The organism is Pseudomonas meliae, from assembly GCF_001400515.1.
In the GTDB taxonomy this organism is placed as follows: domain Bacteria; phylum Pseudomonadota; class Gammaproteobacteria; order Pseudomonadales; family Pseudomonadaceae; genus Aquipseudomonas; species Aquipseudomonas amygdali.
Map to the genome: position 1 here is coordinate 1 of NZ_LJQT01000380.1, position 246 is coordinate 246.

Consider the following 246-nt stretch of genomic DNA (forward strand, 5'->3'; position numbering starts at 1 on the left):
CATGCGACGCGGAGCGCCGCACGATAGTTGCGATGATCGTTCCGCACGCTCCAGCGGGGGAGCGCCGTACGATAGTTACGATTATCGTTCCGCACGCTCCAGTGGGGGAGCGCCGCACGATAGTTGCGATGATCGTTCCGCACGCTCCAGCGGGGGAGCGCCGCACGATAGTTGCGGTTATCGTTCCGCACGCTCCAGTGGGGGAGCGCCGTACGATAGTTGCGATGATCGTTCCGCACGCTCCAG